The sequence below is a fragment of the Bacillus sp. FF-1 genome (genome assembly GCF_028548245.1).
Taxonomy (GTDB): Bacteria; Bacillota; Bacilli; order Bacillales; family Bacillaceae_G; genus Bacillus_A; species Bacillus_A paranthracis.
The window spans coordinates 1-24,769 of record NZ_JAQQGG010000014.1; the positions used below are offsets into that span (position 1 = coordinate 1).

Here is a 24,769-nt window from a genome sequence, read left to right on the forward strand (position 1 = left end):
TAGTAACATAATTTGATTTTAAAGTCAGTTGGAAACGATGGAACGCCGTATGCTAGGAAACTAGCACGTACGGTGTGAGGTGGGGGAAAAGGTGGAGATTACATCAAAGCCTTACCTATCATCATAATTCGTAAAAATCACCAAACGATTAGGTGGTATTAACTTAAATATTTCACCAGAAAGTAATATCATTATTAATCCTTGTGCAATTGCAGTAACAGAACTTCAGATTACGGATAAAGATGAAGAGCTAGAAGCGCTTGAACAATATGACAAGAAAGAACTCGTAGAGCGTGATGGCGTGAAGTATGTAAGATTTGTGCCTATTTTAGAGAAAATCAATGAAATACTAGGATTCTTTGACATTATTATTCGCGGACAAGATTTTGATCAACCAGGATTAAATGTATTCCAGCGCACAATGTTAGAAGATGCAATTCGTGAAGTATTCGATAAACATGGTATTACTTCTCATCCCTCATCTTTATATACAGATGAAGTGAAGAAGGTGGATGGACAATTAATTCAGTCTCAAGTGAGAAAGCCGGAGCCAGAGTTAAAAGAAATTTATGATGTAATAGTAGAAAACCATGGAGACGATGTGAAAGCAGAAGAGTTAATTGCTGCGATTCGTCCGTTTTTACGTGATGGCTCAAAACCATTATTTGATGGACAAAGTAATTTTGGACGCGGTGTAGAAACACAGTTAAATGAATCACGTGTTGTTAACTTTAATATTAGTCATTTAGAAGAGGGTTTCTTAAAACCGATCGCCTTCCACGTTATCTTGAACTATATTTGGGAGCATTGGATTAAGAGTCCAGAACACGCTATCAAACGAAAAGTGTTATATGTGGATGAGATGTGGCAGTTTATCGATTATGAACAAACTGTTAACTTCTTAGAAAAAGTAGCACGTCGTTCACGTAAAAGAAATGCCGGTATGTGTTGGGCAAGTCAGGACTTTGTTCGTATTTTGGAAAATGTGAAAGCGCGTGGTATCTTGCAATCTACTTTCTCTTATTTCTTCTTAGAGCAAAATAAGATTGATAAGAAAAAAATCCAAGAGAACTTTAACTTAACTGCTGGGGAGCTCGACATTATTCTCAACAATCCAGGGAAAGGTGAAGGGATTTTCCGTATAGGAGATAGCTCGGTTTGGATTCAAACAGATCCATCAGATAAAGAAATGATGTTCATTGAATCTAATGAAGCGGTACTACAAGAGCTTTTAAATAACATGAAGAAAGTACAAGGGTACGCAGGATAATAGCGTACCTTTGAAAAGGAAGGTGAAATTATGCTTGATAAGATAATAGGATGGGTTGGCGGCTTAATTGTTTCTATGGTCAAGACCTTTCTTTCTCCAATCTATAAATTAATTGATACTATCCCCGATTTAATTTTTGGTGGGGATAGTGCAAAACTAAACTTTTTATTTAAAGACGACACAGCTGGGAATGTTTTAAATACGGGATTACCAGTCATGTTTAAATTTGCAGCCTTTTTAGTCTTAGTCAGTGCTGTAATTGCTGGTGCAAAGTATTCAGCTGCTGCCATTAATCCAACAAATCGAACATATATCATTGAATATGCGAAGGATTTAATGATCGTTTCTATTTGTATATGGCATTTAGATTTCTTCTATAACATAATATTTGATATTAATACTTGGGTAGCATCGGAGTTTAAAAGAGCAATAGGAGAACAATCGCTAGATGTTTTTAAACCAGGTCAGACAATTGCCGAATTGTCTATGGATAAAAATAAGGATGATTATTTATTTCAAATTTTTGCGATGTTGATTGAAGTTGGATTGTCACTTTGGGCAAACTTCTTCTATTTAATGCGAGCGGTATCTCTATATATTTTGATGTTAATGGGACCGATTATGGTTGGTATGTGGTTATTTCCTCAAAAGAAACAACAAACTCTATATTGGATGCGTGAATTTGTTGGTACAGTACTCATCCAAGGTATCCATGCGATTACTATATGGTTGATTTTTGTACTAGTAGGCAAATCAGATAATACCATTATTAAATTAATCTTATTTGCTATGTTTATTCCTATAGGTGAAATTGTAAAAGGGTTCATTGGTTTAAGTACAAATACGGCGGGAGCGGTAAATAGAGCAGGTACGATGCTTGGAATGGGAGCCTTAGCAAGTATGGCAGGTATCGTTAAAGGGATACGTGATGACCATCGTAGTAATAAAGAGAAGACAAAAGCTAGAAAAGAAGGCGAGGAAGATAAAAAAGAAGATGCTGATAACCCTAAAAACGCGTTGGGAGCCAATTTAGGGACAGATGTAGGTACAACATCTCGTGCAGCTCGTATGTTAAAAGCAGGTCAAATTGGAAGCATGGTTGGAAAAGCAACGGGCGGACTCGCGGGGTTAGCAATGGGTGCAGGACTTGGACCAGAAGGAATGGCAGTAGGAACATTTGCTGGAAGTAAAGCAGGTGGAGTTCCTGGTGCAGTAACAGGAAGAACATTGGCAGCTGGACTTGAAGGAGTTACTAGTGCTGGGAAGCATATTGGTTCTAGTGTGAAGAAAGGTCTAGATACGTATAAAGGGTTAAATGGAGAACAATATCCAGAGTTAACAGATGAAGATATTGCACAAGACTTAGCTACGAAAGATTTTGAAAATTGGAAAGCGGATAATCCTGATTCTGCAGTTGCGAGCCGTTTAAAACAAGCATTCCCTGGTGCATCTGATGCAGAGATTGCAAAAAAAGTAGCAAAAACAAATAGTGATCAAATGTCTCATTTCAAAAATCAGCGAAAACAAGATTTACAAAATATGAAGAAAAATGCTACACCATATGGAAATGCTAGAGATTTAGTTAACGCTGCAACTAACGCATTCCAAAAAGGATATGAGGCAGACCATAAAGATGCGTTTATGAGTCAATTACCAGAAAACATGTCAGCGGAAGAGAAAGAGAAAAAATGGAATGACCATCTAAACTCAAAAGTTCAAGGATTTAGAAATCATGCAGAACAAGCGGCAATAAAAGCTGGAGCAATGCCAGTTGATGCGAAAGATAAGCAAGGCAACAACCTGTTTGATAAGTCTTATGTAAATAAAGATGTCTTTGCTTCTCAACTTGCACTTGGAAAAGTTGGGAAAGCGGTTGAAGGAGTAAAGGGAGAAACACTAGAGAGTGGCCATCAAAATATGGGACAAGTAGACTCACTTGTGGGTGCGTCCACTGCTGCATTTAAAAAGGCATATACAGCAGATCATAAGGCTGGATTCATGAAGCAATTCCCTGCAGATGTACCACAACAAGAAAAAGAGGCTGCATGGAACAAACACTTGAGTCAAAAAGTGCAAGGATTTAAAAATCATGCACAGAAAGCTGCAGAACAAGCAGGGATTGTGCAACAAAAAGATGGGACTAGCTATGCTAATAAGGAAGCTTTTGCTTCTCAGCTATCGCAACAATTACAAAACAATCCAAATATAAATGCAATGGGTGTATCTAGTGTATCTGGCATTCAAAAAGCGGTAAATGGTGTAAAAACACATAGTTTAGCAAATGGATATGGAAACCAGAAACAAAAAGGTGTAAGTAATGTTGGGAATTTAGTACAAGCATCTACAGAATCCTTTAAACAAGGATATGCAGCAGAGAACAAAGCAAACTTTATGAAAAACTTGTCTCCAACTATGTCTCAAGCGCAAAAAGTAGAAGCTTGGCAGTCTCACTTGAATGATAAAGGGAATGAATTTAAAGCAGTCGCTCAGCAAGCAGCGGTACAAGCGGGTGCGATGCCCGTACAGGCAAAAGATACGAGTGGTAAGAGTCTACATAATCAATCATATATTAATAAAGATGCCTTTGCTTCGCAATTGACGAAAGGTTTACAAAGTCATGCTAGTCTTGGAACAGTGAGTCAACAAGTAGGTTCTGGAATTACTAGTGCGATTCAAAGTGTTCGTTCACACGGTGTTGCGACAGGTGGTGCAATCAATAAAGCTGTGTTTGCAGCTACGCAAACGCAAGCGAGTATGGCACGTGCTGGAAATCTGTCTGTTTCTGAAATTGAGCGCTCGTATGCGGATGCATCAGCTAGTGTAGCAAATATTTCGCAAAGTGCTGGGAAAATGACGATTCCAACTTCAGCAGTGGGACGTATGACACAGCAAAGTAAGATGATTGGTGTAAGTATGATGGAAGGTGCCAAACATCTCGTGCATACAAAAGGTATGGAAAATGTATCACAAGCATACTTTAATGCATCTAGTGCTGTTCAGCAGGCTGGTGGAAATGCAGTACAAAGAGTGATGAGTGGAACTGCAGCTGCCGTTCATACTTCATTAGGAGGTAATGCAGCAGAACGCCATTACAATGTGACAAAAGGATTAAGCTATGCAGCAGGTGTAATTGGTGGTGCAGGTGCTTACCAAGCTACTGCACGTATGGTAAGTAAACATAATCCTTATAATAAAGCAGTTCAAACAGAAGCAAAAGAAATTCAAGAGATTAAGGGAATGGTACCAACAATAACAGATGCGACTGGAAGACAATCAGTTGCTCAAGGTGCAGTACGTCTTGTTACGACAAATAATAAATCATGGATTGAAGCGAAAGATTCCAGTGGAATGACACAAGTTGTATCTCGTTATGGTAGTGGTGATAGTAGCATTCGTTCGGGACAAGTTGTATATCAAGACTTAAATATTTCGGATGGACAATTAACGCAGTACCGTAATGGTATGAAAGCAACACCAGCATATATTCAAGATTCTAGTGGTGGGAAAATTAGTATCAATCGTTCTATCAATATTAATCCAAACCAATTAATAGGAAATCAAAATCAAAGACCTTTACAACAGAAACCAGTATTTAGTGAACCGCCACTTACGGTAAGTCATAAGGTAGACAATGGTCACTTCTATATGTCTGATTTAGACCAGGGGGGATACCAGAATGTGCAAATGGTGGTAGAAAGAGATCGTAGTTATATGGTTGCGACAACTACAGACGGTACAGTGTCACGTATTTCTCCGTTCGGAAAAGGAGATACACGATTACAAGCAAACCAAAGAATTGAAAGGGTTTGTGAAGTGAAAGATAGCAGTATTAAACCGAGAGAAGAAATCCTAGTAACTCATACACAGGACGAAGTTGTACGTACAGAGACACATTTGAATTTATCAGAACATGACCCACAAAACCTGATTCCATTTGCGCCAAACCCTCGCTTAGCACAGCGAAGAAGTAGAAATAATGAAAATGGAAAGTATGGAGTGACAAGTCTATGAGTCAAAATCCTAACGATCCAAATAACCAGAAGAAAAGTAACCCTTTAAAAGATGCGACATCTCACTTTATTAAGAAAAAAGGGATGCAGGCAAGCGGGAAAATGGCAAAAATGGCAGGAAAAGCAGGAAGAGCGGCAGCGAAAGCTGCTGCCAAACTGCTAAGAGCTGGTATAGTGAAAATTGTCGGAGCTATCGTGGGAGCAGTAGGATTGCCTGTTGCTCTCATTATGGCTCTTATTATTACTGTATGTGTGATTCTAGCATCTTTTGTACCATTTACCGATGATGAGAGTAAAACAGAAGAGCAAGTCAAAAAGTATATGGAAATTTCAATGGCACTAAACGTAGACTGGAAAGAGGTCGTCGCTTTTGACATGGCTCGGTATGATAATGATTTGACTGGAAAAGATCCGCATGATGCTATATCATATTTCTTGGATATCCAATATGAAGAATATACGGAAAAAGAGGTATGTGAGGCAGGACCGAATGGTCCTTGTGAAAAAAAGAAAAAGGAGATGCAAAAAACCAAATCTGAAAGTTATTCCGGACCAGATGTAAAAAAGATATTGGGAGATACAGATTTTAAGAAAAAAATAGATGAAATTAATGCAAGTGGTAGTAAAAAAGTAACAGTTTCTTCTCATGGATTAGAAAAAGCGATGGAGCTTGCAAAGTTTAGTGAGAGTCAAAAAGATCGTGCGCGTGAGATACTAGCAGCAGGAATGTTAGAAGGAATGTATGGACATCTGGCACCTTCTAGTAATTTTGTTGGTGGTATGTGTGTAGGTAATGTGAGCCCTGGCGGAGAACCTGTTAACCTTAATGCCAAAGTTACAGGATACCTTCCTAAAATTAAAGAAATGGCAGAAAAACATGGTGTAGCTCAATATGTTGGTGTTTTGGCTGCCCAAATGATGCAGGAATCACAAGGAGAGGGAAGTGACCCGATGCAAGCTGCAGAAGGGCATTATGGAGACTTAAGTTCATATTGTATAGGTCTAAAAGGAAGTGCTCGTATAGGGTGTATTAAAGACCCCAATATTTCTATTGAAGCAGGCGTACAAGAATTTAAAGATGTTTTAGCAAAGGCAAATGGAGATATAGCACTTGCCTTACAGAGTTATAATTACGGTCCTGGATTCATTAGTTATGCATTAGCAAAAGGTGGATATTCAGAAGAAACAGCCATTGCGTTTTCTAGGGAGCATGCTGGTGAAAATCCAGCAGGTTGTTCTGATCCTAATAACTTCCGAACCAAAGTTGGAGCGTGTTATGGAGATTACACTTACGTTTCCAAAGTTTTGAAATATTATAAAGATTTAGGTTGTGTAGAATCTGGAGATGGAGAATGGATTTCCGATAAAGGTTGGAAATGGCCAACGAAATCAGGGCGTATTACAGATACATTTGATGCAGTTCGTGGTGGAAAGCAACATAATGCTGTAGATATTGGAGCTATGACCGCTGGAAAAGCTGGAGACCCCGTGTGGTCAATGGAAGCAGGTATTGTAGTCCAAGCAGGTAATGTAAATGGTGGAGGTCTAGGTGTTTATGTAGACCATGGAAATGGTATTGTATCTCGTTACTTACATTTGAGTAAAATATCAATTGCACAAGGAACCATGGTGACGAAAGGACAAATTATTGGAGAGATGGGTGGTTCTAACTATGATAAAAACACTGGTTTCCTTAATATGAATGGCTACGCTGTTCATTTAGATTTCCAAATTCGTATTAACGACCAACCAACGGATCCAATGAAATTCTTTAAGAAAAATGATGATCCAGGACTATCATCTGGTGGTTCTCCTATTATGACGAATGACAAACGACAAAAAGTATTAGCAGAAGCGAAAAAATGGCTTGGTCAAGGAAAAGTGAGATATGTCTTAGGGGATCGTAATCCGCCAGGAGGTACTTCAGATTGCTCAGGATTTACTCAGTATGTATTTAGAACAAGTATAGGTGTCCAACTTGGAGATTGGACTGGTGCTCAAGTCGGACAAGGAAAACAAGTGCCAGACATCAATCATGCGCAACCAGGGGATCTAATTTTCTATGAAAATCCAGGGCATGTTGCGATTTATATGGGGAATCAAAAAATGATTCATATTGGTGATAATAAGGGTGTACAAATTACAGGTCTAAACTATACGGCAAGAGGACAACATATGACACAAATCCGTAATGTTATAGACTGATAAGGGATGAGAGTAGATGCAGAAAATAATCAACATTTTATCTAATATGCCTCGTAAATACTTGGTCATATTGGGGATTATCGTACTAGTGGCAGGTGTTGCCACCTATAATACCATTCATGATTATATGCTGAAATCACAAGTGCAAGAGGAAGAGCAAGTAAATCAAGATGAAATCGAGATGCTTGGAGATAAACCAAAGAGATTTGATACAAAAGAAGAAGAATATATTGCAAAAACAAAAACAGTAGAGGATTTACTACGAAAAATTTCTAATAGTAGTTATGATGTTCCATATTTGTTTACAAAGGCTGGATTTGGTATTGAACCAATGAAAATGACAAGTAATGAACGTATGCTTGCTACAGAAGCTGTTCAAAGATATTTCCTAAATGGAGATAAGTTTTACAATGCACGTATTACCAAAATTGACCGCGGGAAAAAAGTAGATACATTTCATATAGAGGTTTTAATACAACAGGTAAACTTCTTGGAACCACGACAATTTAAAATTCAGGTAAATCAATATGCGCAAATTGTAACACCAATTGAACAAATACCGCATGGACAAGAAGAAGTTCCTGTGGATTAACTGAAAGATAAGGGTTGTGAATAAAAATCACAGCCCTTATTAAAAAATATAAAGAGTACCTAAAAATATTTATTGAATATTCTTAATTTTCTGATATAATAAAGTTATGGTTAAATGGAATTTGTATATATTAGTGAAATGATATAGATGTGGAGGTAAAAAGAATGAGATTATTATTTGGAACCGCAGCAAACTATTTTGCAGGATATTCTTCTGGAAGAGGCTCGGGACTTTTAGGGACAATATTTGGGTGGGCTTTATTAGTAGGTAGTGGATACCTGTTGATAACAAATTGGGATAGTATCACAGTTTGGATGCACAGTTTAGATATTGTAACAGGATTAGATGGTTATGAAGACATGAGCAATGGATTTATATTCATATGCTTGCTTGTAAGTGGTTTTATTTTCATGCTATTGTTACCAGTCTTTGCAATTGTATTAATAGTGGGTGTGGTATTCCTGAATATTGTCATTTGTACAATTGTATTATTAGTATCACCAAGTACATATAAAAAAAATAAAGATGTGGAGAGTGAATGGAAATGAGTACAATTCTAGTTTTAGGTGGTTCAAATGGTAGAACATTAGAGAAGTTAGCGAAAAAAAGAGATTGTCAGGTGATTTTTCACGACGGAAAAAATCATGGTGGTGTAAAGAAAACATTTCGTAGTGTTATAAAAAAATGTGATGTTATTGTAGTGCAGAAAGGTGCATGTGGTCATGTGTCTATTGATGTAGCAAAAGAGTACGCAAAGAAGTATGATGTCCCGCTTTTATTTAATCAGGGTTTTGGAGGAACAGGCGCGTTAGAGATTGGGTTAAAGCATTTGCAAGTAGCATAAGTTTAAGTGGTATAGGGATTTATTTAGATTGTATAATCATATAATCCTTATATAAAATTATAAAGTTAATATTGGAGGAATCGAAATGCTATCAATACCAGAACAAAGTGTTAAATGCTTTTTGAATGCTGATTTAAATGGACAATTAGAATTAGATACGAAAGAACCCCAAAGAGGAAATGGTTGCTAAATAATTTAATACAGATAACAAACATTTTTGAATGACTGCTGTAACAGGAGATCTGCTGAATCGAAATTACTGGATAACTAAAGAGTTAGTATCAGAAATAAAAACAGGTGGGAAGAATACCCAATCTACTTTGAAACAAAAAAAGTTAGCAATAGTGAAGGGGATCTTGTTAAGCATAAACCTACACGTATATATAAAATTCTTAAAGAAGAGTAGATAATACTATTTGGATTTGAAATTTAGATAATATATGGATGTAAATGAAAGGTGAATATAATAAAATGAATCATAGTAATATACATAAATCAGGTTATGTTATACTCATATATTTTATAATGACTCAATTTGTTGGGATTATAGGTGTACAATTGCTAGCAAAGACAGGTTGGTATGATATTAAGGGAAATCAACAGCAAGCAATTCAGCAACTACTTGTTCATTGGGAACTAATAGGTTTTTTGCTCATATTGACATTCGTTTTTCTTATATATAAGAAAGAAGCGATGCGCGATTCGAAGTTATCAATTAAATTTTCAAGAGTATCATTCGGTTGGATTTTAGTAGGAATAGTTGCAGTATTCTTGGCACAGACAATTGGTAGTATATTGGATAAAAGTATATTTCACTTAACTACACAATCAGTTAATACATCAAGTAATATTGAATCTGTAGCCATTTCTCCTCTTGCTCTTATATCAATTGTAATTCTTGCTCCGCTAGTTGAGGAGCTTGTATTTCGTTACGCGGCCATAAATATATTAAGCCGTAAATTTAATAAAAGTGGGTGTATATTAGTTAGTTCATTGTTTTTCTCTATTATGCATTTTGATTTTCCTTTTGTATTTGGATATTTTCTAATTGGACTTGTACTTGCGGCAATATATGTACGTACTAATAGGTTAATAGTATCGTTTGTCGTTCATGCTAGTATGAACTTAATTGTTGTTATGTTTCAGATTTCTTGATGAAATAATTCAATTTGCAAAGAACGAAAAAACTTTCCTTTTAATTTTGGATAAAGCACAAAGTATGACTACCACAGTGTAGATAAGACAAATAGCCAGGGCTAATAAGTAAATAAAGCTCAAATGAATAAAATTATTAAGCAAAAGTGGAATATAAAAACAACTTGGAGGAAATACATATGTCAGCATTTTTAAATTTAATTGCTTTAATATCATTAATTACTTCAATCGTATTTTTCGTGAAAGGGTTCAAGAATAAACCGAAATTCAAGAAAGCCACTTTATTCTTTTGTGCAACATGGGCTTTATGGTTCGTATCAGCTATGATTGACCCGGAACCAACAAAGGTAAATGGAAAGCAACAAAATAAACAGGAAGAAGCAGAAGAAAAGAAGAAACAGGAAGAAGCTAAGAAACAACAAGAAGTAGAGGAAAAGAAGAAACAGGAAGAAGCTAAGAAACAACAAGAAGTAGAGGAAAAGAAGAAACAGGAAGAAGCTAAGAAACAACAAGAAGTAGAAGAAAAAGAGAAAGAAGAAGAGACCAAGAAACAGCAAGAAGCAGAACAAGCGAAAGATAGCGGGTTAAATGAAGTGCAAGCACAAGAAAAAGCAGAACAATTGAAGCTGGCGCAAGGTCAGGGGGCGCGTAATAAAGATGTCAAGTTATCACAATTAGGAGTTCAAACAATAAAAGATGGAATCCAATATACGACACCAGTGCAAGATATCCACATTGAAGCGAAAGATAGTTTAACAAGAATTGTTGCCATTATGCCAGCCGGAACAACGAAAGAACAAGCAAAAGAAGTAGGCGATTCATTAGCACGACAAGTAGCAAGTTTTGGAACGATGGGATTATATGTTGATTTACACTCACCTAGCAAAGACTATTTAGGAGAATATTGGGAGAATTTTAGTGGTGATATTGGTATCTTTGACAGTAATGAAAAAAAGTTAGCACGTGGATACATTGATAAATTGAATCCAACTAAAATAAAATGGTAACTTTGACAGAAAATGAGTTATTTTTGAGGATGATTAGTTGCTGTTGTAGTTTGATGGCGATACTCCAAATTACAAATATCTTATGAGTATAAGCGTTTCTATAACTCTACTAGTGTAAGTTTGTACCTAATAATAGAAAAAGCTCTCACAATTGATGTGAGAGCCTTATAACTAAATTATACTATTTCATTCTGGGCTCCCATCACATCGCCATCAACTAAAAAAATGTTTGTTCCCCAAAAAACGAAACTCAGGAAGAAGCAAAAGAAGTTGTAAACGACATTACCTGGAAATCCAAACATACGGAACGATCATTCTTTCCCATGATGTTGGGGTATGGATAACTGGTAGCATTTTCGAGAAGCTAAATGTGTTTATAATAAAACTGATGAATCGGATAATATGTAGTCCATAAAAAATCCTGGCCATTTCCATAGGATGGCTAGGATTTTTTATATACAAAGGAAAAGACACCTTAAGGTGTCTTCCTCTGACTTGAACCACTTTAATTTTAATAACATCATTTTACAATCACAAATATATCTTTAATCTTTCATATAATATTTTATCATTTTTTTCGGTTAATTGCATGAAACTGGTGAAAAATAGGTTATTTTTTGTAAATTCCTTTTCTCCATATCCATTCAATGGGACCATAGCGGAAATATTTACTCCAAATTTTGCTGAATATAATTTGCGCAAAGATAATTAAAATCCCGAAGATACATAGTTGCCAGTAATATACCTGTGAGACATCTTTAAAGTACAACGAAAGAATGACAAGAGTTAGTATACTTTGGCTAATGTAATTCGTTAAAGCATACTTGCCTATGTTCATAAAGGGTTGCAGCCACTCTATATATTTTTTATTCTCACACACTCTAAGTAGGGTACAAATATAGAATATAGCTAGCGTTTTCCCTCCAAATAAAATCCATATTTGTATATCCTTAGAGTAATAGACATCCATTTTTATAAAATAGTAGATAATAGGACAAGAGAGAAGACATGAAATGCATAACGAACTCCACTGTAAAAATTTAATTTTCTTTATTACCCCCGGTATCCTTTTAAAAATATCTTTCTTACCAGCCCATAAGCCGATTAAAAATAAGCCTATATATTCAGGAATTCCTATTAGTAGTTGTTGGGGTTCCTCTATCATCAGAAAAAACAAACGTGCTTTTACTTGATATAAATAATGTGTAAATAGATTTACCGTGTGGTTGGTAGTGTTGCCTGTAAACATATATTGATAGTAAGTTGGCACTTCAAGAATAGAAGAACTTGCTTGTAAAAATACAATAATATGTAATACATAACTAACCGTTAGGAAACTACAACCAGCTATAAAAATAAGCTTAGTAGAGCGCTTATAAAAGAACAATAGAATAACTCCTGCTATAGCATACGCATGTAGAATATCTCCATACCATAGAAAGGTGAAGTGAAGTAAACCGAAGGCTAATAAAATACACAGTCTGCGAATAAACAACTTATACATGGGGTATCCTTTTGCTTCTGTATTTTTCATAAAGATATAAAACCCTACGCCAAATAAGAATGCGAAAATAGTATAGAACTTTGCTTGTATAAACAAATCTACTAAAAAACGAATCGCTTTATCTGTGCCGGAGTAACCTGCCTGATTAAAGGGATCTAGTCCCGTCATAGTAGGTAGATTCGCAAAAAGGATACAAAGTATGGCGATACCTCTTATTATGTCTAAAGATTGAATACGGGCGTTTTGTTGCACATTAATTCTCCTTTCGTACAAAGAAAAACGAGCACTATACTAGCTAGCACTCGAATTACGTCTTGCAAAGAATCCATCATAGGTAGCAGCTGACACAGCTCCTTCTAAACGTTCAACTTCTTCACCTCTGTTATAAGCTACAATAACTGGAGTACCTGGAATGTCGAACTCTTGAAAGGCACTTTGATTTTCTGGGGTAGAGATATCAATACGATAGATAGTTCTATCATGCTTTTTTGACATACGATTGATATCTGGTGCAGCCTTTTTACAATAATGACAGGTTGGTTGATAGTAATACGCAATGAACTCTTTATGGGATTGTATTTTTTGCTTTAATTCTTCTTTTGAAATATCTTTTATATTTTCAGGTGATCCTTTTACATCTGCAGCAGATACAATTGTTTTTTCAGGTGTTACTATTTCTGTTTTGACTGATTCATTTTTAGTTAAAGTAAAGATCGTGATACCAATAACACATAAAGTTGTTATAACTGCTCCGATTTTGTAGATTTTTTTCATAGTAAATTCCTCCTTAAAGTAAAAAAAGGACAAACCTCGCCCGAGTTAACAGGGCGTAAGGTTTGTCCTTCACGCTACGTACAATAGAGTATAAACATTGGAAACAAATTTTCTATCTTTATAATAACATAAGATTCATATAGAATGCTATAAGAATTTCAAAAGAAAAACTAAAGGATAACTTAATTGTAAAATTTCATGTACCAGATTATATATCAAAAACAATAAACACTACAACAAAGGTGGCTCTGTGGTGTATCCAACTGATTGGGACACTATCCTCCTCCAATAAGCATAAAATCATTCAACAAACACATCTCAAAAAGTGTATGTACTTATGCAGTGTGTCTTAAGTATATTTTGATACCTTTTGAAGTAGTTTAAGCTGCAAAGAATATACTATATCTAAAGGTGTACCTTTTGAAGTGTTTTTTTAAGATGTTCATATGTAAAAAGTAAAACTAAGTTTAGGTATTTATATAATTTGTAAAACACGCCGTTGAATATCCAAATAAAAGCGCAGTAATATCATGTATAGGTACCGATATTACTGGGCTTTATGAGTTTAACATTTTGTATGTTTTGTAAAACTCATTTTTTCTTTGTAATCTTTAAATGTGGATGTATTCTTGTAAGTAATTTTAAAATAGTTCTTTTTAAAATATTCTACCTTCTTCAATATTATTGCTAGAGTGCAAATAATTAGGGAAATACCTCTAATGTGTGATATTAGCTATATTTAAGGAACTACACAACTAGATTGAAATAATAAGATTAGAGGATAATCTCAGGTAACTAGTAGTTGCACAGGTTATATATGGTAAAATATATATGACGAATTATAGGAGGGGATTATATGAAAGAGGAGTTAGAAAGGTTTCTAAAGGATCAACAGACTAATTCTGGGGAAAATGAGACAACTAATTCAGGTGATGATACTGAAGAAATATTAGGCGATGAGGAAGTTTTAGTAGATGAAAATAAATCCTTATTGTATAAAAGCAGAATAAGAGAATTAATAAGGGATGTTGCTTTCTCAGATGGATTGGATTTACGAATATCTAAGGAAGGATTTCAAAGATATCATGATTCAGTAAAGTTTCTTTCTGTGATTTTGATGTATGAAATAAATAGTATCTTAAAAGAACAAAAGAAAAAAACTTTGAATGTAGCACACGTAGATGAGGCAATATCAAAAATGCTAGGTAGAGCTGATGCTTTAAATATTTCAATTCAGGAAATTGAAAAAGTGCTAGAAGTGCTTCAGAGTAAAAGTCATACTACGTCTATTACTAGAGCAATGGATTATTTAATTATGGAAAATGAAGGAACAGAATCTGAAGATGAAGGTAGTCTAGAAAAATGAATATAAGAGAACAAAAACTTTTCTTCACTCGAGATGGATTTAGTATTTGGGAGAAAATATGTGAACTATCTACAGAAATCACTTATGAAATTATTAATTGGTGCCTTAGTGAAAGATTAATAACTACATTACCCGCTAGCAAAGATGAATATGACTGGTTTTTATATAAAACATATCTTGACTTAAAAGAAGAGGAAAAAGAACAGGAGCTAGTAGCTAAGATTAGTCAATATTTCGAAATTATTTCTGTTCCCAAAAGTGACTTCAATGGACTACTTTATTATTTTCCAATAAATAAGATTGAAATTAATAATATATACAATTTATTAAAGGATTTAGATTTTGAAGGTATAGATCATGTTAATGTGAACCTATTTTCGCTCCTAACGACAAAAGAAGATATTATTAATATAAGATTGACTACTGATAAAATTACAACTTACATGAATCACAAAATATCACAAAAAACACATACTGAATTAAGAATTTACCCTCAAAGAGATATAATTCTGCAGACAAATTTCTCAGGATATACTCATACTGATGGTGAAAAAAATGAATTTATTGCAGAAATTCACAGAAGAATTGCAGCTAGCCAACAGGGGAGTCCAATTAAACCTTATAATTTTAGTGATCATACTTTAAGGCGATTACTAGTTATTAATAATGAAAGTATGCCTTCACGCTATAGATTTGATAATGGAATAATGAAGTTTAGTGTTGATGTTAAGCACCCAATGAGTTTCTTGGATGCTCTATGTCATGATGATATAAAGTATTTGTATGATAATTATCCCATTTCTGTGGTTAAACTAAATAGGGGTGAAGAGATTAGTTTAATTTTAGATGGATCTGAAGGTAAGATAATGTCTCGATTAAAAAACCTTCAAGTTATAGATATAGATAAATTTATAAGTGAAATCTCTGTATTACTCCGATACGATTATCTAAATCACACTTATGAAGAAGAAATGAAAAATCTTGCTCGAAGACGATTATCAGTTGGAACGATTCCTCAACGGGAAGCTGTAATTGCAACAGCAAAAAAAGAAATCGGAGAAGTGTTTGAAACAGCATTTAAAGATGAAACTCAAGTTATAGTAAAACTGTTACAAAATACTTTTTTTTACTGCTTACTTGAGAAGAAAATTATTCCTTTTGATGAAAATACTTATAAGTTAGATGAAAAAATCTTAGTTTATCTTAGCAAAATAAGTAGTCTTGCAAAGGAAGAAATAACTCAGATTTTAAATTTTCTTATTAAATTAGGTGCTGATAATGGGAATAATATTGAAAGTTTATTGGAAAGATTAGATACAGCAATACCAACAACGCAGGTGATTAATTATGCTAGTGGGCTATGAATACGAAATTCTTTCTCGTATAGCTTCTTCTTATAAGTTACAGAAAAATAGTAATAATATTGTTTTTTCTTTAACAGACTATAAATTGAAATTTCAGCAAGATGACAAAAATATCCAATATTTAGAAAAACTTGAATTACAAGGATTTATAACAATTAGAAATGAAATAGTAATCCTTAATATAACGAAATGGTGTAATTTCTTTGTAGAAATATTAAGTAGAAGGTTAGTGAGTCAAGGGTATAAATATGATATCTTATATGATGAGAAAAAGAACTTAATTATGGTATCTCAAGATGATGAAATAAACACTGAGTTACAGGTTAACTTTGATCCTAATTCTACTTTAGATAATGATGTTCAAACGATTCATTTTTGCTATCTTCCTACTTTAGAGTACTATTTACATTGGTTTATTTTAATTAACGATGATAATGCTTTAAATATTTTTTCATTTGTTATCTCCAATAAATTAAAAAAATTAAATATTGAGCGTCAAATAAGCTTTAACTTTTTTAGCGGTTTAGACCCTGAAGATATTAATCAGATATACTACGTTACCATAAAGGAATATTTTAAAGAGTTAAATCTAGACATACTAGAACATGTTTCAGATACTCAAATTCTTTATGAAACCGTTAAAACAGAAGAATTTGATGTGTATTTTGTAAAAAAAGGGCAATTTAGGATTGCTGTAATAAAGATAGAAAATAAAATAAAGTTTATAACATATGACCAAGAGAATATTTTGGTACATAACACTGATGTTGAGAATATCATCATTACTTTAAAGGAGAAGCTAATAGAAAAGGTTAATGAGTTTAATAATATACGTAATATTAATAAACTAAAGGTTATCGATAATTCTAGAAAAGTGGCACAATTACTTTCAATAATCTTGGTTCCAATCAATGGTTTAATCTTCTTGGCAAATTCTTTGAATATATCTTTCATTAAACAAATTACAGAAAATAAATTAGTTTTTTGGGGATTGGCCTTACTATATATAATCACCTTCATTTTAACTATTACTACTGTTGTAGTGCCTAGCGTAAGGATTAATACATTTAGTTGGAGCTTCTATAAAAAAACATTACTTAAGAAAATGTTTAATATCTAATTGGTATCCCGTAAAACAACACCGAATGCTAAATGTTTATTTTTTGTTTTGTTTTGTTTTGTTAGCTTGATAGCGATATCCCTATAAAAAAGAGTAGATGCTAGATATCTGCTCTTTTTATTCTAAGCACAGGGTTTTACAGAAACTTTTATTGCTACAGTAAAACTAATGATAGAATGTTATTAAAAGATAGAGATATATTGTAAAGTTGCTATTGGGTATTAGAAGTGTTTAAAAGAATTAGTTAGATAGGGTGTGTATTGGTGAGAAAGAGAATAAAAAGAAAAAATTATCAAATGGAAAAAGAAGATACGCAAATACAAAAGGATAGATCATCTTATTTACAAGATACTGCGTGGATTATCACAATTCTTACAGGAGCCATCTACTTTTTCTCTTATTCTTTTCAAAAGGGGATTAGAGATTACTATGGTATAGATGATATTAGTTTAAGTGATCTAGATGTATCTTTAATTGTTAGTTCTGTATATGATGTTTCTTCTTTGATACTCAGGATATGTATTTTATATTTTATTTCAAGAGTATTAATTTGGTGCGCAAGTTTTATAATAAACATACTGGATGCAAGGCAAAGCACTCCTAAAAAAGAAACTTTTATAAGAGTAAAATTAGAAAAATTTTATTCGAAAATAGGTGAGTTTTCAAGTTCAATTATTGAAACAGATTTAAATAAAGTTGGTAGTTTTAAGGAAGTGATAGGAACTATCTATGATAGGAAAGAGTTTGCTCCTATAAATGCAATTACAAATGGAATTTTTCTTATGCTAGTCCTTAGCTATCTACCATTTTTAGTATTAAAGGATTCATATAATTTTAATGTAGCTAATCTATTAAGTACTAGAGTATGGGCACTTTTTATCATTTTACTTGTAATGTTACTATTTTTATTTATTGTACTTTCCCTAAAAAAATTGAAGTCAGGAATAATTAAGAATGGACTTTTAAAGCTATGTTTAAGAGGGATTGTTGCTATTTATAGAAGAAACCCATTAGCTTATATTTGGAAGCAATGTAACTGGGGAATAAAAGGGATTATAATCATTATAATTGGTATAGGTTCATCATGGATTTTCTTTCAATATGGATATACAAAGGCTGAGAAAAAAGAAGATTATACAATTGTACAATATCACGGGAAAGAGTTTGTTATGTTAGATAAAGATAAAAATAGAATGCTCGCATCCCCTCTTACAATAAATAATAATCACTATATGATGTCAAAAAATGAATATCAATTAATTGAATTGAAACAAGGAAAAACAGATACTATTATATTTAAAGGGAAAAGTTTAGTTGGTGGTTTGCAGGTATCTCCTAATGAGAGGAAGGAAAGCTTGAAGGAACTAGATAAAACTATCCAGAGTATCCCTGTTTTAAGAAATTTGTTCCCAATTAATTTGTTAATTGATAAATAGCATGTGTTTAGAAAATCAACTAGTAGGATTAATAGATGTTTTTTCTAGTTAAGGGCCAAATGAGGGGACCTATCTTGGATTTTCATTGATTTGAATTTAAAAATAAAAAAAGGACTTGTAGAAATCACTACAAGTTCTTTTTGCTTTAAAGCGAATACACGGGACACATAAATTATCTCATTATTCATAACGGGGAAACCATATTGATTACAGCTTGATTCCATTATATAACAAATATTAACATCCTGGGTTTTAATGTTTGAAAATTATGTGAATTAATAAGTAAAGGTCCGCCCTTCCTCTAAAAATCTCATTTATTGATTTTATATAAACAGTTTTAAATCAAAGTTGATATTATAATAAATCAACAAAAGTGTATACATATGTAAATAGAGAAGAATGTAGGATTCTTATAGAAAAACATATAATAATATTCAAGAGTAATTAACTATAAGAAAATGAGTTCTATGTTATAACTAACTATAATTCTTGAATAGATGTAAATGTCTTATCTTTTTTCATTTATGCGATAATGAAATTAGGTATAGGGAAATTATACAAACGTTTGTTTTAAATATTTTAGCTTTGAATATGATAGTTACAGTATTCAATTGTGTGCTTAGTTAATTTCTCATTTATTATATAAATTTTATATAGCAAAGAAAGAAAGCATCCTCTATGGATGCTACAGTTTAATTAATCAACTCTAAATCAATACCTTTTTCGAGTAATACGTTTTTGTTTTTTTACTTTTTGTTATTGTGTGAGAAATTATTTTCCTTTTCGTACATTAGTTTAAATATAAATAATTTTTTTGTTACTTTAGTTATTCTCCTTTGGGTTGTCTTCTAGCAATTTTAGTAATTCAATGTTGATTTCGTGGCGTTTTTCCTCATCTTTTATATATGGTAAGAGTTCAAATATACATATGTTTGTCATTTTATCGTTAATGTATTCTGGTTTTTCATGTCCTCTTAAATAGATAAAGACTAACTTTTCGCAATGGTCTTTGTATTTGTTATGTGTGTTTGATGTAAAACATGTCCAATAGGATAATTTTGAATCTATCCATAATTTTTGATTAGGTGATGACTTAAATAAGTTGTGTAAGTTCATGTCCATTTTGGTTATTTTAAAGTCTGGTATAATCCAAACATCATCACTTATATGTGTTCTTTCTTGTGTTATATAGGTAACTGATAAACAATCAAAAACTTTTTCTATAATCTTTTCTAGTATTAGACCTTTGCTTCTTTCAAGTGGGTTGTCCATAATGATTGATGTATAATCTATACCAAATTCATTTAAAGCGTTATAGTATGAACCAAAATAATTCACACAAGATTTATATACTTCACTATGATTGTTAATTAAATACATAGGCGTTAAACTGATTCCTTCATTATGAAGGTCTAATAATTTATTTTTCACTTTTTCTTTAGACCATACTTTTCTTTTTGTAATATTGTAGTAGTCAATTCCAGCCTGTTTAACCGCTTCTTCATAAGAATTAAAATACCATTTACATGCGTGATGTAATTCATTGTATTTTTCGGAAACGTATTTGGAGGTTAAATCTTCACCTTTATCGTTTAGTGATTTAATTTCATTTAAAATTTTTTCTTTTGACCATGTTTTTGTTTTTCTAATATCATCATAGTTTAAATTTATTGATTCGATAGCAATTTTATAAGAACCAAAAACGCGTTGGCAACTTGCATGCAAATTTCTATATTTTTGTTGCATGTTTTGAGATGATATATCTTCACCCTTTTCGTATAGATTTCTTAACTCGTTTTGTATGTCTACGGGAGTGAGTTTTTTAACTTGTGATATATAGTTATAATTAATACCCAAATATTCAATTGTATTTTTATATGAACCGAAAATATTTACACATGCATGATACAAACTACTGTTTTTATTTATTATATTTGTAGAATTTAATTTTTCACCACTATCAATGAATTTTTTCATTTCTGTAATAACTTCTTCTTTAGTCCATTTTCTTTTTGTTCTTTTAATTCCTTCCCTTTTCACTACTGTTTTTATCCCTAATTGTTTTAATGTTTCTGTTAAGCCGTCCATGTTATTTCTAATGTGGCCATATTGTGTTTTGTAATTTTTAATTAGATAACGAGAAGTTATGTTTATTCCTTCTGAGTCTAATTTTTTTAATAGTGTATAAATTTCATTATCATTGTGTAATTTAGTTGATTTTTTCACATATCCAATTTCTTTTTTTACTTTTGTTAAACCTCCCATATATCTTGAAATGTAGTTCAAATAACTATGATATCCATTTTCTTGTAAGTATCTTTGAGTTATTTGTATATCTTTATCCATTAAATCTTTAAGGAATTTAATTGTTTCTTCATGTGTTAATTTTGTTCTAACTTCTGAATTTGTCATTATTTGTGCAGTCCCTTTACGATTTTTTATTGTGAACGTGATTTCGACGCTAATCTTTGTCCCTATTGACAAGAGATCAGTGATAGTTGAGTATCTTACATCTTCCAGGGCATTTAAGGGTAAGATGATTCTTTGTTATTGATTAATGATCCAAACGTGAGTGTAGTAATTGATTCTATTTTACATCTATTATATTAGAAAATTGCAGGTTTATCTTGTTATAAAAAGCATCTGTACATGTGATAGCGCTATGTTGCTGGTCGATACCAACAACATTCATATAGCTAGAGAGTAAATAACCATCTTCATAATATGTAATTAGTATTTCTTCTTCAGATAATAAGGAACATAATAATATGTTCTCGATCAGTTCTTTTTCTTCAGCGGTTAAGATCGGCCGAGTCACTTTGTTTTTCTCTTTAATGATTTCACGGATACCAGCAAATTGTTCAGGCATTGCTGCGAACGGAGACCATTTGACCATACCTCTTCCTTTTGGCATATTAGCGTTATTCACGATCTATGTCCCCCTATTAATGTGTTTCTATGTCTAGCTGTAGCGCTATGCGTGTAGGAAATCCCTCGTAAAATACTGTTCTTCCCAAATCTTGTGCGTATTTCATCCATTACTTTTGTTAACCTCACTTCTTGTTCTCTCTTTGGTACGTTATCGAAAAGAGAAATTTGTTCTTCTCCTTCTTGAAGTAAGTTTGTTAAGGATACGTTTATGCTGCGAATAGGTTCGCCAGTATATTGTTGATGCAAAAAGTATGTACAGATATTATAAATATCCATTGTTAGATTTGTTGGGCGGTTTAAAGTATGCGTTTTTCTAATGCCACCGGTATAACTTTTGCTATAACCGACAGAAAAATGAACGGTTTTAGCAAGCTTATTTTGTCTTCTAAGCCGATAACAAACTTCTTCTATATGTTCCAGTAGAATAATCGGAAATTCTTCTATTGTGTAGTCACGCATTAAAATTTGGCTTTTCCCAATAGAAGTTGTGGCAGGAACATATTTTTCTGAAATGCGACTAAAGTCGATTCCGTGGCTATGTAAGTGTAATTCTTCTCCAATCTTGCCGAAACTTTGTTTTAAGTATTTAAGGGGATAATTGGCTAAATCTCCAATAGAGTATATTCCCTTTCTATTTAACTTTTCTTCTGTTTTATATGATATGCCCCAAAATTTATTAAGGGGTCGTATGCTCCATAGTTTGGTAGGTATATCCTCGTACTGCCAAAAAGCAATTCCATCTTTGTTCTTCTTAGCTTCAATGTCTAGGGCAACCTTACTCATGAGTGGGTTAGGAGCAATTCCGATGGTGCATTCAATTCGTGTATGATCGTATATTTCACGCTTAAATTTCATTGCGAATTCATAAGGATTTTGGGCAAATAAATGAATACTGTCCGTAATATCCATGAAGAATTCATCAATGGAATATTGGTGGAAATCCTCAATAGGAACGTATTGCAAAGCTAATTTTGTTATGTAATTGGAGCATTTAATGTAAGTACTCATAATTGGATTTACAACAAGAATATCTTTTCTGCGAGGAATCTCGTATAATCTTGCCATCTTCTTTACACCTAATGCTTTTAATGGTGGGGTTGCAGCTAGAACGATTGAACCATTTCTATTCACATCACCTACTACAGCCAATTTTGTATGCATAGGATCTAATCCCATTTTGATGCAACTAACTGAAGCGTAAAAACTCCGTAGATCCACACATAAGATGATTCTATTCGGTAGGATTGAATAGTCATACACTGTGATTCCCCCCTCTTCATAAAAGAACGTCTGTTCTTATTATACACGAACCTACGTTCTTTTATGAAGAGGGATTTAAAATATAATAGAAAAGTTTATAATATAGAAAGGAATTTCACGATTAATTAATGGCTGTAACAAATTGCTAAACAAGGTATTGTATCCTGGGGAAATATCGAATCTTTAAGTTGAATTAACGTCATCTTGAAAGGTAATTTATATATGTTACCTATATACTTAACATATATAGTTTGTATTTGGTATGATGAAAACATATAATGTGATACTTAAATGAAATGAAAGGGGATTAGGAAGTAATGACAGTAATAATCGGAGGGATTTTTGAAAACTATGTGCAAATTTCTGCTGATCGTAGGAGAAGTATATTTAATGGAAAAGAATTTTCACATTCTATAGAGGAGTGGGCAAATAAAATCATTCAGCTTTCTGATCATATTGTTTTAGCTGCATTAGGTGATGTTGAAGCAACTGTGAAATCTAAAAAGAGACTGATGCAGGTGTTTCAACAAAATCCAAATATAAGTTTAGGAGAGTTGGTTGAAGAATCGCAGTCTATTTTCCGAGAAGAGCTTATGAACAGAAAAAAAGAATATGCGGAAGAACTTCACAAAAAGAAATCTTTCATTTGCAGGGTCTTTTCTAAAAAGAAACCATTAGAAGAAATTAAGGTAAATGCTGCATATTTAATTGGGGGCTTTGATCACGATAAAAATGAACCTTTTCTTTATGTATTTGGAAATATTAATAATTATAAATTAAAGGACTTGAAAGCTCCACATTTTGTCCCTTTAGGTGAGTGTATGGATGAAATAAGAAACCGATTAGAAGAAAGATTACATGTTAATATTTCATTAGGTATGTGTATGAAAGAATTTGGAGAAGAAATAAAATTTGCTGCTAGTAAGAAACAATCCGTTAATGAAAATGTATACCATTGTACAATCACTAAAAAAGGGATTACTTTCAGGGAAACTCCACCTAAGCCCGCAATATAGATGGTTATGAGCAAACTTCTTTCTAAAGTAGTGTATGACTATTAAAGGGAGTGGAAGATAAGTGGATAGTGAGTTTTTAATTAAGATACCTGGTAAGGGGCTTTCGTTGGAGGAGATAGCATCTTCATACCTAGAATTGATAGAAGATGATTTTAATATAACAATTGAAGAAATGGCTGATTATCTTAGTTGTAGTTATGACTATGTACAAAGGAACATAGCGCCATGCATCTATCATGTATATATTAACTCTGTAGCAAATAAGGCTTTATTTACACATTGTGAGGGTAGTAAATATGTGGAGCTGTTCACGAAACGTAAATTATTTTCGCGAAGTGAGTTTCAACAATTCTTGTTGAAAGAGTCAGTTTTGCTTGTTGATCGGCAACGGTATTACTTGGACGAGTTAAGCATCGCATCCAGGGAGAAAATGATGAGATTAGCTAAAAAACAAGAACAAAAAACTACTACTACAAAGATGTTTGAAACTATAGCGCTACAGCAGACAAGTCTTCTATATTCGAAAACAGATTTAATGAATAAAGTTGTTGAAGAGTTTCCGGTTAGCGAATTACCTATGGGATTATATAGTCTCAAAGACTTATTAGATGGTATAGATGATCTGAATTTAAAGTTTCGATATAAAGTATCGGTGTATCGATACCTGGAGAAACAAGGGATTCCAAAGGTGAAGATACAATCATTAATACGATATAGAAGAGAAGATTTAGAAAATACTGCTGTGTATTCGCTGCCTTTAATAGTAGATAAAAAAGAAATACTAGCAAGTATTGAAAAAATGCTAGGGACGGATGTGTAATTCACTGAGTTCTTAATACATGAGAATTGTATATTCAATGAAAGATAAAAAGTACGTGAGAAGAAATGAAAAAGAAATGAAAAAGAAATGAAAAA

Annotated in this window: 18 protein-coding genes and 2 pseudogenes; 15 read left to right on the forward strand and 5 right to left on the reverse strand. The window is 33.0% G+C overall.

What is annotated here, in order from left to right; genetic code table 11:
• Positions 1–127: 127 nt before the first annotated feature.
• The 9 genes and pseudogenes from PQF83_RS27055 to PQF83_RS27090 all read left to right on the forward strand — a co-directional run.
• Positions 128–1,270: pseudogene (locus PQF83_RS27055) on the forward strand (VirB4 family type IV secretion system protein); the annotation flags it as partial.
• A gap of 30 nt (positions 1,271–1,300) precedes the next feature.
• Positions 1,301–5,281: a hypothetical protein gene (locus tag PQF83_RS27060; RefSeq protein WP_000884601.1), complete on the forward strand. Its 3,981-nt coding sequence runs from the start codon at positions 1,301–1,303 to the stop codon at positions 5,279–5,281.
• Positions 5,278–7,485 (forward strand): lysozyme family protein, encoded by a 2,208-nt coding sequence (locus PQF83_RS27065; RefSeq protein WP_000081400.1) that lies wholly within the window; start codon positions 5,278–5,280, stop codon positions 7,483–7,485. Before PQF83_RS27060 ends, PQF83_RS27065 begins: the two co-directional genes overlap by 4 nt.
• Before the next feature lie 16 nt (positions 7,486–7,501).
• Positions 7,502–8,077 (forward strand): hypothetical protein, encoded by a 576-nt coding sequence (locus PQF83_RS27070; protein WP_002163382.1) that lies wholly within the window; start codon positions 7,502–7,504, stop codon positions 8,075–8,077.
• Positions 8,078–8,241: 164 nt separating this feature from the next.
• Positions 8,242–8,625: a hypothetical protein gene (locus tag PQF83_RS27075; RefSeq protein WP_001237722.1), complete on the forward strand. Its 384-nt coding sequence runs from the start codon at positions 8,242–8,244 to the stop codon at positions 8,623–8,625.
• Positions 8,616–8,921: a DUF2325 domain-containing protein gene (locus PQF83_RS27080; RefSeq protein ID WP_000426065.1), complete on the forward strand. Its 306-nt coding sequence runs from the start codon at positions 8,616–8,618 to the stop codon at positions 8,919–8,921. Before PQF83_RS27075 ends, PQF83_RS27080 begins: the two co-directional genes overlap by 10 nt.
• Positions 8,922–9,079: 158 nt before the next feature.
• Positions 9,080–9,327, forward strand: a pseudogene (locus tag PQF83_RS28635) (hypothetical protein); the annotation flags it as partial.
• A 44-nt stretch (positions 9,328–9,371) separates the two neighbouring features.
• On the forward strand, positions 9,372–10,076 hold the full coding sequence (locus PQF83_RS27085) for a CPBP family intramembrane glutamic endopeptidase (protein ID WP_002163781.1): 705 nt from the start codon (positions 9,372–9,374) through the stop codon (positions 10,074–10,076).
• Between the two features lie 179 nt (positions 10,077–10,255).
• Positions 10,256–11,083, forward strand: coding sequence for a multimodular transpeptidase-transglycosylase / penicillin-binding protein 1A/1B (locus tag PQF83_RS27090; RefSeq protein ID WP_088106201.1), 828 nt, complete (start codon positions 10,256–10,258; stop codon positions 11,081–11,083).
• A gap of 610 nt (positions 11,084–11,693) precedes the next feature.
• Here the strand turns inward: PQF83_RS27090 and PQF83_RS27095 are convergent.
• Together PQF83_RS27095 and PQF83_RS27100 are read right to left on the reverse strand one after the other, a co-directional pair.
• A complete protein-coding gene (locus PQF83_RS27095) occupies positions 11,694–12,839 on the reverse strand; it encodes a DUF418 domain-containing protein (RefSeq protein WP_001186861.1) in 1,146 nt (381 codons plus the stop codon).
• A gap of 39 nt (positions 12,840–12,878) precedes the next feature.
• Positions 12,879–13,361 carry a thioredoxin family protein gene (locus PQF83_RS27100; protein WP_000725580.1) on the reverse strand — a complete coding sequence of 161 codons (483 nt, stop codon included), beginning with the start codon at positions 13,359–13,361 and terminating at the stop codon, positions 12,879–12,881.
• A gap of 856 nt (positions 13,362–14,217) precedes the next feature.
• Here PQF83_RS27100 and PQF83_RS27105 point away from each other — a divergent pair.
• The 4 genes from PQF83_RS27105 (at position 14,218) to PQF83_RS27120 (ending at position 18,647) form a co-directional block, all read left to right on the forward strand.
• On the forward strand, positions 14,218–14,727 hold the full coding sequence (locus tag PQF83_RS27105; protein WP_000656864.1) for a hypothetical protein: 510 nt from the start codon (positions 14,218–14,220) through the stop codon (positions 14,725–14,727).
• On the forward strand, positions 14,724–16,091 hold the full coding sequence (locus PQF83_RS27110) for a hypothetical protein (RefSeq protein WP_001026031.1): 1,368 nt from the start codon (positions 14,724–14,726) through the stop codon (positions 16,089–16,091). Before PQF83_RS27105 ends, PQF83_RS27110 begins: the two co-directional genes overlap by 4 nt.
• On the forward strand, positions 16,075–17,211 hold the full coding sequence (locus PQF83_RS27115; protein ID WP_000960106.1) for a hypothetical protein: 1,137 nt from the start codon (positions 16,075–16,077) through the stop codon (positions 17,209–17,211). The genes PQF83_RS27110 and PQF83_RS27115 overlap by 17 nt, the downstream gene beginning before the upstream one ends.
• A gap of 263 nt (positions 17,212–17,474) precedes the next feature.
• Complete coding sequence (locus tag PQF83_RS27120) at positions 17,475–18,647, forward strand: hypothetical protein (protein WP_001231516.1); 1,173 nt, start codon at positions 17,475–17,477, stop codon at positions 18,645–18,647.
• 822 nt (positions 18,648–19,469) lie between these two features.
• Here the strand turns inward: PQF83_RS27120 and PQF83_RS27125 are convergent.
• The 3 genes from PQF83_RS27125 to PQF83_RS27135 all read right to left on the reverse strand — a co-directional run bounded on the left by PQF83_RS27125 (position 19,470) and on the right by PQF83_RS27135 (position 22,838).
• Entirely contained in the window at positions 19,470–21,059 is a 1,590-nt protein-coding gene (locus tag PQF83_RS27125) for a hypothetical protein (protein WP_000185060.1), read from the reverse strand.
• 175 nt (positions 21,060–21,234) lie between these two features.
• The gene (locus PQF83_RS27130) at positions 21,235–21,576 is read right to left on the reverse strand and encodes a YolD-like family protein (protein WP_001057797.1); all 342 of its coding nucleotides are present in this window, start codon (positions 21,574–21,576) and stop codon (positions 21,235–21,237) included.
• The gene (locus PQF83_RS27135) at positions 21,573–22,838 is read right to left on the reverse strand and encodes a Y-family DNA polymerase (RefSeq protein ID WP_000272570.1); all 1,266 of its coding nucleotides are present in this window, start codon (positions 22,836–22,838) and stop codon (positions 21,573–21,575) included. The genes PQF83_RS27130 and PQF83_RS27135 overlap by 4 nt, the downstream gene beginning before the upstream one ends.
• Before the next feature lie 317 nt (positions 22,839–23,155).
• Here PQF83_RS27135 and PQF83_RS27140 point away from each other — a divergent pair, with 317 nt between their 5' ends.
• Positions 23,156–23,854, forward strand: coding sequence for a hypothetical protein (locus PQF83_RS27140; protein WP_000215994.1), 699 nt, complete (start codon positions 23,156–23,158; stop codon positions 23,852–23,854).
• A gap of 61 nt (positions 23,855–23,915) precedes the next feature.
• The gene (locus PQF83_RS27145; RefSeq protein WP_000376629.1) at positions 23,916–24,674 is read left to right on the forward strand and encodes a hypothetical protein; all 759 of its coding nucleotides are present in this window, start codon (positions 23,916–23,918) and stop codon (positions 24,672–24,674) included.
• Positions 24,675–24,769 lie beyond the last annotated feature (95 nt).